A 13501-nucleotide genomic window follows, 5' to 3' on the forward strand; every position below is an offset into this window, starting at 1 on the left:
TAAACGAAGTGTCGCAGGACAAAGCTCTCTAGAATAGCCCGGCATTTATTACAACAAGCTTGGGGATTCGATGAAACGCTTTCATTTCGGCCTTGCCGCACTTTGCCTGACGGCGACGGCTTTCGCTGCCGAACCATTCGATGACAAGTTCCGCCAGCTCGATGAGCTGCTGCCTTCCGCCAACCAGTACCGCACCGCTTCCGGCGCTCCCGGCCATGCCTACTGGCAGCAGCGCGCGGACTACACCATCCGCGCCACCCTGGATGAGGCCAACCGCGCCATTTCCGGCAGCGGCCAGGTCACTTACCACAACAATTCGCCGGATACCCTGCATTACCTGTGGCTGCAGCTTGACCAGAACATCTACAAGCCGGATTCCGATGCCCGCATGACCATGACCGCGCCTTCGCGCGAGGCCTGGGGCCGGGCAAAGAGCGATGAAGAAGGCATGAAGTATGAAGGCCTGCGCAATATCCTGGCCGGCCGCGATTTCGATGGCGGTTTCAAGATCGGTTCCGTCAAGGGTTCCGGCGGGGCTCCGCTGCAGTACACCGTCAACCGCACCATGATGCGCATCGATCTGCAGCAGCCGCTGAAACCGGGCGAGAAGTTCAGCTTCTCCATCGATTGGACCTACAAGATCAATGAGCAGAAAGTCCTTGGCGGCCGCTCCGGCTACGAGTACTTCGCAGAGGACAAGAACGCGCTGTTCGAAATCGCGCAGTGGTTCCCGCGCATGGCCGCCTACTATGACGTGTACGGCTGGCAGCACAAGCAGTTCCTGGGCTCCGGCGAATTCACGCTGGAGTTCGGCGACTATGACGTGCAGATCACCGTGCCGGCCGACCATATCGTGGCCTCCACCGGCGAATTGCAGAATCCCGGCGAGGTTCTGACTGCGGCCCAGCGCGACCGCCTGGCAAAAGCCCGCACCAGCAAGACCCCGGTCGTCATCGTGACCCAGGCCGAAGCCGAACAGGCCGAGAAGAACCAGGCCAAGGGAATCAAGACCTGGCACTTCAAGGCGAAGAACGTGCGCGACTTCGCCTGGGCTTCTTCGCGCAAGTTCATCTGGGATGCGCAGGGCTACAAGAAGGATGGCAGCAACCTGATGGCCATGTCCTATTATCCGAAGGAAGGCAACCCGCTGTGGGAGAAGTATTCGACCGCCGCCATCATCCACACCATCGAACAGTACAACAAGTACAGCCTGGATTACCCGTACCCGACTGCGATTTCCGTCAATGGCCCGGTGGGCGGCATGGAGTATCCGATGATCTCCTTCAACGGTCCGCGTCCGGTGAAGGACAAGAAGACCGGTGAAATCACCTATACCAAGCGCGCCAAGTACGGCCTGATCGGCGTGGTGATCCACGAAGTCGGCCACAACTACTTCCCGATGATCGTCAACAGCGACGAGCGTCAGTGGACCTGGATGGATGAAGGCCTGAACACCTTCGTCCAGTCGCTGGCCCAGGAAGCCTGGGAAGACAACTACCCGGCCGGCCGCGGCGATCCGCGCTTCATCGTCGACTACATGCGTTCGAAGAACCAGGTGCCGATCATGACCAACTCGGAGTCGCTGCTCCAGTTCGGCAACAACGCTTACGCCAAGCCTGCCGCTGCGCTGAACATCCTGCGCGAGACGGTGCTGGGCCGCGAGCTGTTCGACTACGCCTTCCGCGAATACGCTCGGCGCTGGAAGTTCAAGCGCCCTACCCCGGCCGACTTCTTCCGCACCATGGAAGACGCGTCGGGCACCGACCTTGACTGGTTCTGGCGCGGCTGGTTCTACACCACCGATGCGGTCGACGTGTCGATCGACGGCATCAGCGAGTACGGCGTGAGCACCAGGAATCCGGAAACCGAGAAGGCCTGGAAGAAGGCGCAGCATGATGCGGAGCCGGTCTCCATCATCGACCAGCGCAACAAAGGCATGGTGCGCAAGGTGGACGAGCAGCCGGCCCTGAAAGACTTCTACAACGAGCACGACGACTACACCGTCACCAACGCAGACCGCAACAAGTACGCCGAGCAGGCCAAAGAGCTGGAACAATGGGAAAAGGACCTCCTGGCACAGGGCAAGCACCTGTACCTGGTGGACTTCTCGAACCTGGGCGGCCTGGTGACGCCGCTGATCCTGCAGATCGAACTGAAGTCGGGCAAGAAGTATATCGAGCGCATTCCCGCCGAAGTATGGCGCTATTCGCCGAAGAAGATCACCAAGGTGATCGTGACCGACGAGCCGCTGCTGTCGCTGGTGCATGACCCGTACTGGGAAACCGCCGACATCGACCAGTCGAACAATGCCTGGCCGCGCAAGGTGACGCCTTCCCGCCTGGAGCTGTTCAAGTCGCGCCAGCCGGAAAACATGATGAAGGACTTCAATACGCCGCTGAAGAAACAGGATGCTGAAGGCGACAAGGAAGGCGCCAAAAAGGAATGATGCGTTTCAAGGCCGTCCTCGCGGCGGCGCTGCTCTGGTGCAGCGCCGCCGCCCAAGCCCATAATTTTCACGTGGGTTTGACCGAGATCAGCTTCAATCCGCGCTCAGGCAGTACGGAAGTGGTTCATACTTACACGGCGCATGATGTGGAGGCGCTGCTGATGAACCTGTACCAGCGCCAGTTCGACCTTGGGTTGGAGGAGGATCAGGCCGTGTTCCGTCGCTACCTCGAAAAGCAGTTCCGCATCAGCGTCAACGGCAAGCCGGTGGCGCTGCAGTGGGTCGGCATGCAAGCCAATGCCGACAGCATCAACGTGTTCCAGGAAATCGAAAAGACCGCCTTGCCGCCTGGCGCCGTCCTGCGCGATGGCGTGCTGACGGATTTCCTGCCGCAGCAAGTCAACAACGTCAACGTCAGCGGCCCCGGCCGCCCGGCCGCTTCCATCGTCTTCAACCGCGATCGTCGTGAACAGCCGCTTCCCTGAGAGGCGGCGGCTGCCAGCCCTCGCGCTGGCCGGGCTGCTCGCGCCGGCGGCCGCCCATGCCGACGATCCCTTCATGCAGCGCGTGCTGGTCGAAGGCGCGCGCGCCAGCCAGCTTGGCGTGGCCGATTCGGCCGGCATGGGCAGCGTGTCGCAGCGCCAGCTCGAGGCGCGCACCATTTACCGTCCGGGCGAATTGCTCGAGGCAACCCCTGGGCTGGTGGCCAGCCAGCATAGCGGCGAAGGCAAGGCCAACCAGTTCTACCTGCGCGGCTTCAATCTCGATCACGGCACCGACCTGCGCACCACGGTGGACGGCATGCCGGTCAACCAGCGCAGCCATACGCATGGCCAGGGCTGGACCGACCTCAATTTCATCATCCCCGAACTGGTGGCGCGGCTCGATTACAGCAAGGGGCCGTACAACGCGAGCAACGGCGACTTTTCCTCCGCCGGCGCCACGGCGATCAATTATTCCAGCCGCCTGCCGCAGGACCAGGCCAGCGCCACCGCAGGCCAGAACGGCTACGGCCGCGCCCTCCTGGCGGGCTCGCGCGAATCCGGCGACAAGGGATCGCTGCTGTACGCAGTGGAAGCCGTGCACAACGACGGCCCATGGACGCGCGGCGACAACTACCGCAAGCTGAACGCCGTGCTGCGCTACAGCGAAGGCTTTGCCAACAACGGCTACACCATCACCGCCATGGCCTACCGCGGCGCATGGAACGCCACCGACCAGATTCCACAGCGCGCCGTGGACAATGGCTTGCTGGGCCGCTTCGACGGGATCGACCTGACGGACGGCGGCCAGGCACGCCGCTTCAGCCTCTCTGCCGCCTGGGCGCGCAGCGACGACAAGCAGACCACGCGCGCCAACGCCTACGTCATCAACAACCGGCTCGAGCTGTTCTCCAACTTCACGTATTTCCTGGACGATCCGCTGCATGGCGACCAGTTCGCCCAGCCGGACCGTCGCGTGACCAGCGGTTTCGATGTGAGCCATAGCTGGCATGACCATATGGACGATATGGCGTGGAGCACCACGCTGGGCCTGCAGGCGCAGAACGACAATATCTTCAATGCCTTGCAACATACGCAGGCGCGCCAGGTGCTGGCGACCGTCCGCGCCGACCATATCGTCGAAACCAGCGCCGCCCTCTACCTGCAGCAGCGCCTGCGGGTCACGCCATGGCTGCGCGGCGAAGCCGGCGTGCGGCTGGACCGCTACCGCTTCGGCGTCGGCCAGGCACGCGCCGGCGATACGCTGGCGAGCCCGGGCATCAGCCTGGCTTTCGGGCCATGGGAACGCACCGAGTTTTACCTGAACGCCGGCCGCGGCTTCCACAGCAACGACGCGCGCGGGGTGACGCAGGCGCAGGAGCCGGCAACGCCCCTGGCCCGTTCGCGCGGCCTCGAATTCGGCCTGCGCAGCGAAGCAGTCAAGGGCCTGCAAACGGTGGTGGCCCTGTACCGCCTGGACTTCGACTCGGAACTGATCTACCTCGGCGACGCCGGCAGCACCGAAGCGGGCCGCCCGAGCCGCCGCTACGGCATCGAGTTCTCCAACTACTACAAGCCGTTCAAATGCCTGTCGCTTGATGCCGACCTGGCGTTTGCGCGCGGCCGCTTCCGCCAGGCGGCGCCGGAGGGCGAGCGCATCCCCGGCGCGGTAGAGGGCGTGGCGCAGCTGGCCGCCACTCTCACCCCGGCAGGCCCCTGGTCCGGCTCCCTGCGCCTGCGCTGGTTCGGCCCGCGCCCGCTGGTGGAAGACAACTCTGTCCGCTCGAAAGCCAGCGCCACCGTCAACGGCCGCCTGGCCTACAAGCTGGCCGCACGCGCCACGCTGGAGCTGGAAGGCTTCAACCTCGCCAACCGCCAGGTATCGGCCATTGACTACTTCTACGAATCGCGGCTGGGCGGCGAAGCCGAGGCCCGGGCGGACATCCACTTCCACCCGATCGAGGCGAGATCTTTCCGCCTCAGCCTGAATTACGCATTCTAAGTACAATAAGGGGCATGATGACGCCACTGCCCCAATTGATCCACACCCTGCGCAGCGCCGGCTACGCCCTGCTCAAGCCGGCCGACGTGGCCAGCCTGGCCGGCTGCTCCCTGGATGAACTGAATTCCCTGGTCCCGAGCTGGGACGACCTGGCACCGGACAACTACCTGAAAGACGGCGGCCGCTATCGCCGCCGCCGTCACTCCTGCTTCGTGCAGGATGGCCTGGCCCTGGACCAGACTGCCCACCGCGCCCACTGGCAGCCGGTCGAATACAACGCCCTGCACGGCGGCATGCGCCGCCTGTTCGAACCCATCGCCCCGCAAACGGTGGCCAACCAGGCGTGGACCAAGCTGCTGGCCGCCATCGGCCAGGCCTGCGCCCAGGTACGCGGCCAGCATCCCTGGTACGTGGAAGCCCACCAGTTCCGCATCGACACTACCGACGGCATCGGCCGCCCGACCCCGGAAGGCGCCCACCGCGACGGCGTCGACTTCGTGGCCGTGCTGCTGGTCGGCCGCCATGGCATCAAGGGCGGCGAAACCCGCGTGTTCGAGGCCGACGGCCCGAACGGCAAGCGCTTCACCATGACCGAGCCCTGGACCATGCTGCTGCTGGACGACGCGGCTGTCATCCATGAATCGACCCCGATCCAGCCGCTGGCCGAACATGGCCACCGCGACACCCTGGTCATCACCTATCGTGACGGCGGTTTCCAAGGCGGGTGAAAAAACGGTATAGTCTGAACACCCAACCATTTCGGAGGTGACTTGGACTCCAGCTACGAAATCGCGCCCGATGAGCTGGAAATACTCATCGTGGAGGACAGTCCAACCCAGGCCGAGCGCCTGCGGCGGCTGATCCGGTCCTCGGGCTATCATGCCAGGGTGGCGGCCAACGGCAAGCTGGCACTGGCCGATATTCGCGAACACAAGCCGCACCTGGTGCTGTCCGACATCGTCATGCCCGAGATGAACGGCTATGAGCTGTGCCGTGCCGTCAAGGCCGATCCGGCCCTGCGCGATATCCCGGTCATCCTCGTGACCTCGCTGACCGATCCCAAGGACATCATCCGCGGCATCGAATGCGGCGCCGACAACTTCATCCGCAAGCCCTACGCCGAGGACTACCTGCTGAACCGCATCGGCCAGATGCTGGTCAACCAGAAGCTGCGCAAGAATTCCAGCATGGAGGTCGGCATCGCCCTCTACCTGGGCGACCAGAAACACTTCATCAATGCAGAACGCCAGCAGATCCTCGACCTGCTGATTTCGACCTACGAGCAGGCGGTGCAGGTCAACAGCGAGCTGCAGGCGCGCGAGCGGCAGGTGATCGAACTGAACATGCGCCTGGCGCACCATGCCGGCGAGCTGGAAACCATCAACCGCGAGATCGCGCTGAAGAACCTGGAACTGGCCGAGGCCAGCCGCATGAAGTCGGCCTTCATCGCCAATATGTCGCACGAGCTGCGCACGCCGCTGAACGCCATCATCGGCTTCACCGGGGCGCTGCTGATGAAGCTTCCCGGCCCGCTGACCGACGAACAGGACCGCCAGCTCAACACCATCCGTTCCAGCGCGCGCCACCTGCTCTCGCTGATCAACGACATCCTGGACGTGGCCAAGATCGAAGCCGGCAAGGTCACCCTGACGGTGGAATCCGTGCACTGCCAGCAGTTGATAGGCGAAGTGGCCGATACCTTGCGCCCGCTGGCCGCGCAAAAGGGCCTGGAAGTCTTCATCGACATGCCGGAGCAGCCGATCGTTCTGCAGACCGACCGCCGCGCGCTGGCGCAAATCATCATCAACCTGGCCAACAACGCGATCAAGTTCACTGAAAAGGGCATGATCAAGCTGGCGCTGAAACAGCGCACTGACGAAGAGCAGGCTGTGATCACGGAGTTCAGCGTGACCGACAGCGGCAGCGGCATCAAGGAAGAGGACCAGGCCAAGCTGTTCCAGGCCTTCTCGCAGCTGGATAACACGTCGACGCGGCATGCGGAAGGCGCCGGGCTTGGCCTGTACCTGAGCCAGAACCTGGCCAACCTCCTCGGCGGCTCGCTGTTCTTCAGCAGCGACTTTGGCAAAGGCAGCACCTTCACGCTTGCGCTCAAATGTCGGCACGCATCCTGATCATTGAAGACAACCAGGCCAATATGGACCTGATGACGTACTTGCTGCAGGCCTTCGGCCATCGCCCGCTGTGCGCCAGCGACGGTGAAATGGGGGTAGCGCTGGCCACCAGCGAAAAACCGGACCTGATCCTGTGCGACCTGCATCTGCCTAAGCTTGACGGGCCGGGCGTGCTGGCGCGGCTGCGCGCCGATCCAGCCACGCAGGCGATTCCGATCCTGGCAGCCAGCGCGCTCCCCGTCACCGACGGCTGCGCAGCCCTGCGCCGCGCCGGATTCTCCGGCTGCCTGCCCAAGTCGATGGAGCCGGATGTGCTGATTCCGGCCCTGGAATCCTTCCTTCCGGCGCACCTGCGCCGCGCCAGCGCGCAACCGGCGCCCGCCACTGCGGCGCCGGCCGCGCCATCCGCAGCGGCCGCGGCGCCCTTGGCCTCGCCGGCACGGTCCCGCGTGCTGCTGCTCGACGCCGCGCCCGAGAATTCCGGGCTGGTGGCGGCCATCCTGGCACACAGCGGCTACTCCGTCAGCACGGCTGCCAATCCAATGGATGCCGGCGTACTGCTGGACGGCCATCAGTTCGACCTGGTGCTGTGCGAGCTGGGCTTGCTGGAGGCCGGCCGCCTGGCCTTCCTGGGCGATGCGCTGGAAATGGCGCCGGGGCTGCCGGTGCTGCTGATCCGCCCCGATGACGAAGACGAGCTGGGAACGCTGGGCGCCGGACGCAAACGCAGCGTGCTGTCCCATCCGCTCGACCCGCAACAACTGGTCGGCGCCATCGAAGCCCTGCTGCGCAGTTAAGGGTTCCCCTCACTTGCAATGCGAATGATTCGCATTTATTATTGCGCATTTTTCAACTTCGTTAAACCAGTTCAATGCGCAAACATGTCGTACTGGCCGCCGGCTTGCTGGCCGCCTTGCCCGCCCTCGCGGATGAAAACCTGTTCGGCTACGTCCGCGGCTCCGAAGTCCTGCCAAAAGGCAGCGGCGAGTTTTACCAATGGGTCACCCAGCGCAACAACAAGGGCAGCGGCCACTACCGCGCGGTGGACACCAAGACCGAGATCGAATACGGCGTGACCGACCGCTTCCAGGTATCGGCCGAAGTGAACGGCCTGGCCGTCAAGAGCCAAGGCCTGCTGATCAACGGCTACCTGCCGAAGGACATTGATTCCAACCTGCGCCTGCAAGGCTTTGAAGTCGCAGCCAAGTACAACTTCCTCAGCCCGGCCAAGGACGATTTCGGCCTGTCCGCCTATACCTCCTTCGAATACGGCCGCCTGGACGTGCACTCGGGCCAGCGCAAGCGCGAACTGGAATTCGAAGCGCAACTGCAGGCGCAGAAGTACTTCCTGGAAGGCCAGCTGACCTGGGTGGGCAATATCGGCCTGCGCGCAGCGCACGAAAAACGCAAGGCCATTGCCGACCTGCCGGAAGACTTCGAATGGCCGACCGATCCGGAGATGGAAATCTCGACCAAGATCGGCACCGGCCTGTCCTACCGTTTCGCACCGGGCTGGTATGCCGGCGTTGAAGCGCTGTTCGAAAACGAGTATGAGACCGAGGTTGGGCAGGAGCGCTGGTCGGTCTTCGGCGGCCCTTCGCTGCACTATGGCGGCAAGCAATGGTGGGCGACGCTGACCGTGTTCCGCCAGCTGCGCGGTGGCGGCGAGCGTTACGACGGCCAGCCTGCGAAGCAATTGCACCTGATCGAGCGCACCAAGAACGAGCTGCGTTTGAAGGTCGGCTACAACTTCTAAAGGGAATCGCCATGAGTGCACTTCGCTGGAATGCCTTCTTCCTTCCTGTGGCCGTGCTGGCCGGTCCCACGGCCTACGCCACCGACTACCTGACGGTGGCGCAGGCGCAGGAGCAGTTGTTTCCCGGCGCCCAGTTCAGCGAGCAGACCCTGAAGTTCAGCGGTGAACAGCGCGACCGCATCAAGGCCGCTGCCGGCGTGCGCCAGCGCAACGACGAAATGAAGCTCTGGCGCGCCGAGAAGAACGGCAAGCTGCAGGGCTGGCTGATGGTCGATGAAGTGATCGGCAAGCACGAGTTCATTACCTACGCCACCGCCATTGGCGCCGATGGCAAGGTAGTCGGCATCGAAATCATGAGCTACCGCGAAACGCACGGCGGCCAGGTACGCGAGCCGGCTTGGCGCAAGCAATTCGCCGGCAAGTCGGTCAGCGATCCGTTCAAGCTGGACCAGGACATCCAGAACATCAGCGGCGCCACCCTGTCGTGCCGCAATGTGATGGATGGCGTCAAGCGGCTGCTGGTAATCCAGCAGATGTTCCTCAAGGCCTGATGGACGTAGTGCGCCGCATGCGCCCTGCATTGGGCACTTTCGTCGAGGCAGGCTGCTCCGGCAGCGCCGGCCTGCCCGCCCTCGACGCGGCCTTTGCCAGCCTGGCACTGGCGCAGGAACGCTGGAGCTTCCAGGACCCGGGCAGCGAACTGTCGCGCATCAACGGCAGCGACGGCGGCTGGGTCGCCGTGCATGGCGACACGGTCCGCTTGCTGCGCCTTGCACGCGGCCTGATGCTGGCCAGTGGCGGCTACTTCGACTTTACCGTCGGCGGCGCGCAGGTGCGCCGGGGCAGCCTGCCCGACCATGGCGGCTTGCCCGCGCTGGAACGCGGCTCGGCGCTTGACGTGGAACTGGGCAGAGGAGCTGTCCGCTTGCGGCGGCCGGTGCGCCTGGTGCTGGACGGAATCGCCAAAGGCTTTGCCGTCGATGTGGCCTGCCGCGCCATGCGCCGGGCCGGCGCGGTGGCGGGCTGGATCAACGCCGGCGGCGATCTCCGCGTCTTCGGCGACATCGAACTGCCGATTGCCCTGCGCGGCGAAGACGGCGGCGTGCGCCCTTGCGGCACGCTGCGCAACGCAGCTTTCGCCAGTTCGATGGTGGCCTCCCGGCGCGACGAATCCTTCGGCGCCGACATCATTGGCCCGGCCGGTCTGGCGCCGCAACAAGGCGTCTGGTCGGTGACCGCGCGCAGCGCGTGGCGCGCCGACGCATTGACGAAGGTGGCCGCCATTGCGCCAGCGCAGGTACGCGCAGAACTGCTGGCAAGCCTGGGAGGGCAAGTGGCATGAAAGGCTATCCCCGCTGGTTCTTGCGCGCGCTGCTCGGCGCGCTGCTGATGATGCTGGTCACCGGCCTGTTGCTGGCGCCCGGCACGCTGGTGATGCGCGCCGAAATGGACCTGCCCTGGCGCCTGCCGGGCGAAGCCCGCGTTTACACGGCGATGCTGCACGCAGCCGGCGGCTTCAGCCTGGCGGCGTTTACCGGGTCCTTATGGAGCCTGCACATGCGCGCGGGCTGGCGACGCCGGAAGCACCGTGGCAGCGGCTTGTTCGTCGGCTCTTTGCTGGTGCTGCTGTGCATGAGCGCCGTGGCAGTCTATTACCTGGGCGAGGAACAAGCGGGCACCATGGCGGCGCTGCTGCACCTGGCCCTGGGCATCGTCCTGCTCGGCCCTTTCGGCTGGCACTGGCTGCGCGGCTACCGTAGCCGGCATCATCATGGCCCAGCGGTTTAAGCCAGCACCAGCCAGCCCAGTGCGATCAGGCTGAACACCGCGGCGATCATGCCGAGCGTGTTCTCCGACCGCTCATCGGGGCTGGTCAACTTCCATAGAAACTTCAGCATGATTCTCGTCCCCAACCGCGTCCCAACGCCAGGCAGACGTCAGGCGTACCTGCAGGTAATCAAGGAAGAGGCGAACCCGGAGCGGCAGGTTGCGGCCGTGCGGCAGGATCGCCTGCAGCGGCGCGGCCGGCATGCCATAGCGTGGCAACAGGCGCTGCAAGCGCCCGGCCAGCAGGTCATCGCCCACATCCCAGATCGATTTTACTACCAAGCCACTACCTTGCAGCGCCAGCATGTGCGCAGCCTGGCCATCATTGGTGAGGAAGGTTGCGGCCACGCGCACGCTGGCCTCACCAGCAAAGCGCCAGTCGACGCGCCGGGCGTCACCGATCACGATGCAACGATGCCCGGTTAGCTCAGCAGGACTTGCCGGCGTGCCGTGCTGCGCCAGGTAGGAGGGCGCGGCGCACAGCACGCGGAAATTCGGCGCCAGCCGGCGCACCACCAGGTTGGGATCTTCCACGCTGCCGAAGCGGATCGCCATGTCCTGCCCGGTTTCCAGCAGGTTCACTACCGTATCGGTCAGTTCAAGCTGTACCTGCAGGCCAGGGTGCTGGCGCTGGAAGTCGGCGACGATGGGAACGATGTGCTGGCGTCCAAGTTCGGCTGGAGCGCTCAGGCGCAGCAGGCCGTCCACTTCTTGCCGGCTGTGCGCGAGCAGGGACTCGGCCTGGCCAACCTCCTCCAGGATGCGCAGGACGCGCGCATGGAACAAGGCACCGTCGGCCGTCAGCGCCTGGCGCCGGGTGGTCCGCTGCAGCAGACGCAGGCCGATATTCTTCTCGAGCTGCGCCAGGCGTTTGCTCACCACCGATAGCGGCAGTTCAAGTTCACGCGCCGCGGCCGACATGCTGCCTGCCGCAACGATGTGCGCAAAAGCCCGCAGGGCCGGCAAATCATCAAGCATGGGCCGATTCTCCCTGAATTGGAAAGTATGTATTCGTCATTGCCGTCTATTTTAGCCACACCAGGGCGAATACCATGCAATTCTTTCCAAAGGAGATATGATGAAACAGCTGACCACCCTATTGCTGGCTGCCCTGCCCCTGGCTGGCGCCCACGCGGCCCCCGAAGCGCAACTGGTCCATCCCCGCCAGCAGCTTGTCGACCCTTCGCTGCCGGCGGCACAGGCCGAAGCCAGCGTGCTTGCCGCCCGCCGCTACGCATCGTTCTGGAACAACGGTGACGAAGCGCTGGCCCGCGCCGCGCTGGCGCCAGGATTCACCGACCGCACCCTGCCGCCTGGCCGCGCACAAGGATTGCCAGGCCCGTTGGCGGCATCAGCCTTCGTGCGCGCTGCCGTACCCGATATGAGCGCCGAGATCGAGCAACTGATTGTCAGCGGCGACCGCGCCGTCGTGCACTTGCGCTTCCGGGGCCATTTCACCGGCAGTTTCAAGGGCGTGCACGGAAAAGGACAGGCGATCGACTTCATCGCCACCGACATCTACCGCGTCGTTGACGGCCGCATCACCGACAACTGGCACATCGAAGACAACCTCGCCTTCCTGCGCCAGCTCGGCGTGATCGGAGACTAAGCCAGCAACTGCAGGCGCGCAGTGGAAGGCAGGCCGGGGAAGGTGCGCGCCAGCGCCGTGTCGGGCAGGCGCAGGTGGCGCTCGGCCACGTGCGCCAGCACATGGCGGAAGTCGGTGGTCACAGGCAGGTCGAGGCCCTCGTTCAACTGGGCCTCGGCCAGGCCTTTCCATTCGCCTGCGACCTTGCCGCCCTGGAGCTTGCCGCCCAGCAGCCACATGGCGTTGCCGTGGCCATGGTCGGTGCCCCGGTTGCCGTTCTCGCGCGCGGTGCGGCCAAACTCGGACATCACGACAATCACGGTATCGTCGAACAAGGGGCCAAGGCGCTGCGCCAGCGTCGCCAATCCCTGCCCCAGCGGCTGCAGGCGGTTAGCCAGTTGCCCGGTGCCGGCACCCTGGTTGGCATGCGTGTCCCAGCCGCCCAGCGCAACGAAGGCGAGCTGGATGTTCGGATTGTTGCGCATCAGCGTGGCGAGCCTGCCGGCATCGTCAGGGAAGCCGTTCGGCAGCGGCGCGCCGTTATCGGCCGCCTGCATCTCGGACATCATGCCGCCGTTGGCAGCGGCCATCACTTCCTCATGCGCCTTGCGCCCGGCCTGGTACACCTTGCCGTAGCGTTCATTGCCGGCGTACAGCGCGTCGAAAGCCTTGGCGATCTGCGGCCGGTCGAGTGGCGTGGAGCGGGTGCCGGCCGCGCCATTGGCAAGGTTGGTGGCCGGCTGCGCGCCCGACAGCACGCGCGGCATGACCGGGCCGATGCTGAGCGCCCGCGTCGGCGTGGTGTTACCCGGCAGGCTGCCAAGCAAGCGGTTCATCCACCCATCCTTCGTGCTTTTCACGCCCGGCGTGGCGGACTCCATATAATCTTGCGCATCGAAGTGGGAACGGCTCGCATCCGGCGAGCCGCTGGCGTGCACGAAGGCCAGCTTTTTCTGCTCCCACAGCGGCATCAAGGGCGCCAGCGCCGGATGCAGGCCAAAGTAGCCGTCCAGGTTCAGCGCGCCGTCCTCGGCGCCCGGCCTGGCCAGCGCAATATTCGGGCGCAGGCGGGCATATTCGGGGTCGGCCACCGGCGCCACCACGTTCAGGCCGTCCACCGCGCCGCGCAGCATGACGACGATCAGTTTTTTCGCGGTGGGCGAGCTGCTGCCGGGGGCCATGGTCGCTGCCCAGGCATGGGGGCTGAGCGGCAGCATCAGGCCGGCGCTGGCGGCAAAGGCGTTCAGGAATTGGCGTCGTTGCATGGC

The 13501-nt window shown here is 64.8% G+C and carries 13 protein-coding genes; 11 read left to right on the forward strand and 2 right to left on the reverse strand.

Annotated elements, in window-relative coordinates:
- Window positions 1–70: 70 nt before the first annotated feature.
- The 10 genes from ACN9MW_RS26045 to ACN9MW_RS26090 all read left to right on the forward strand — a co-directional run bounded on the left by ACN9MW_RS26045 (window position 71) and on the right by ACN9MW_RS26090 (window position 10606).
- Entirely contained in the window at window positions 71–2446 is a 2376-nt protein-coding gene (locus tag ACN9MW_RS26045) for a M1 family metallopeptidase (protein WP_426164294.1), read from the forward strand.
- Window positions 2443–2931, forward strand: coding sequence for a DUF6702 family protein (locus ACN9MW_RS26050; protein WP_426164297.1), 489 nt, complete (start codon window positions 2443–2445; stop codon window positions 2929–2931). The genes ACN9MW_RS26045 and ACN9MW_RS26050 overlap by 4 nt, the downstream gene beginning before the upstream one ends.
- Before the next feature lie 73 nt (window positions 2932–3004).
- On the forward strand, window positions 3005–4930 hold the full coding sequence (locus tag ACN9MW_RS26055) for a TonB-dependent receptor (protein ID WP_426172303.1): 1926 nt from the start codon (window positions 3005–3007) through the stop codon (window positions 4928–4930).
- A 14-nt stretch (window positions 4931–4944) separates the two neighbouring features.
- Entirely contained in the window at window positions 4945–5658 is a 714-nt protein-coding gene (locus tag ACN9MW_RS26060; protein WP_426164300.1) for a 2OG-Fe dioxygenase family protein, read from the forward strand.
- 42 nt (window positions 5659–5700) lie between these two features.
- Entirely contained in the window at window positions 5701–7062 is a 1362-nt protein-coding gene (locus ACN9MW_RS26065) for a hybrid sensor histidine kinase/response regulator (RefSeq protein WP_426164303.1), read from the forward strand.
- Window positions 7044–7859 carry a response regulator gene (locus tag ACN9MW_RS26070; RefSeq protein WP_426164306.1) on the forward strand — a complete coding sequence of 272 codons (816 nt, stop codon included), beginning with the start codon at window positions 7044–7046 and terminating at the stop codon, window positions 7857–7859. The genes ACN9MW_RS26065 and ACN9MW_RS26070 overlap by 19 nt, the downstream gene beginning before the upstream one ends.
- A gap of 74 nt (window positions 7860–7933) precedes the next feature.
- Entirely contained in the window at window positions 7934–8818 is an 885-nt protein-coding gene (locus ACN9MW_RS26075; RefSeq protein ID WP_426164309.1) for a DUF6662 family protein, read from the forward strand.
- Window positions 8819–8829: 11 nt separating this feature from the next.
- Complete coding sequence (locus ACN9MW_RS26080) at window positions 8830–9369, forward strand: FMN-binding protein (protein ID WP_426164311.1); 540 nt, start codon at window positions 8830–8832, stop codon at window positions 9367–9369.
- Window positions 9369–10160 (forward strand): FAD:protein FMN transferase, encoded by a 792-nt coding sequence (locus ACN9MW_RS26085; RefSeq protein WP_426164313.1) that lies wholly within the window; start codon window positions 9369–9371, stop codon window positions 10158–10160. The genes ACN9MW_RS26080 and ACN9MW_RS26085 overlap by 1 nt, the downstream gene beginning before the upstream one ends.
- Window positions 10157–10606, forward strand: a complete 450-nt coding sequence (locus ACN9MW_RS26090) for a hypothetical protein (RefSeq protein WP_426164315.1) — start codon at window positions 10157–10159, stop codon at window positions 10604–10606. The genes ACN9MW_RS26085 and ACN9MW_RS26090 overlap by 4 nt, the downstream gene beginning before the upstream one ends.
- 72 nt (window positions 10607–10678) lie before the next feature.
- Here ACN9MW_RS26090 and ACN9MW_RS26095 read toward each other — a convergent pair whose 3' ends face one another.
- Complete coding sequence (locus ACN9MW_RS26095; protein ID WP_426164317.1) at window positions 10679–11623, reverse strand: LysR family transcriptional regulator; 945 nt, start codon at window positions 11621–11623, stop codon at window positions 10679–10681.
- A gap of 97 nt (window positions 11624–11720) precedes the next feature.
- Between ACN9MW_RS26095 and ACN9MW_RS26100 the strand changes: the two genes are divergently transcribed.
- On the forward strand, window positions 11721–12254 hold the full coding sequence (locus ACN9MW_RS26100) for an ester cyclase (protein ID WP_426164319.1): 534 nt from the start codon (window positions 11721–11723) through the stop codon (window positions 12252–12254).
- Here the strand turns inward: ACN9MW_RS26100 and ACN9MW_RS26105 are convergent.
- Window positions 12251–13498: a DUF1501 domain-containing protein gene (locus ACN9MW_RS26105; RefSeq protein ID WP_426164321.1), complete on the reverse strand. Its 1248-nt coding sequence runs from the start codon at window positions 13496–13498 to the stop codon at window positions 12251–12253. The genes ACN9MW_RS26100 and ACN9MW_RS26105 overlap by 4 nt on opposite strands.
- Window positions 13499–13501: the final 3 nt, after the last annotated feature.

Source organism: Pseudoduganella sp. R-34, from assembly GCF_049904655.1.
Classification (GTDB): Bacteria; Pseudomonadota; Gammaproteobacteria; order Burkholderiales; family Burkholderiaceae_D; genus Rugamonas.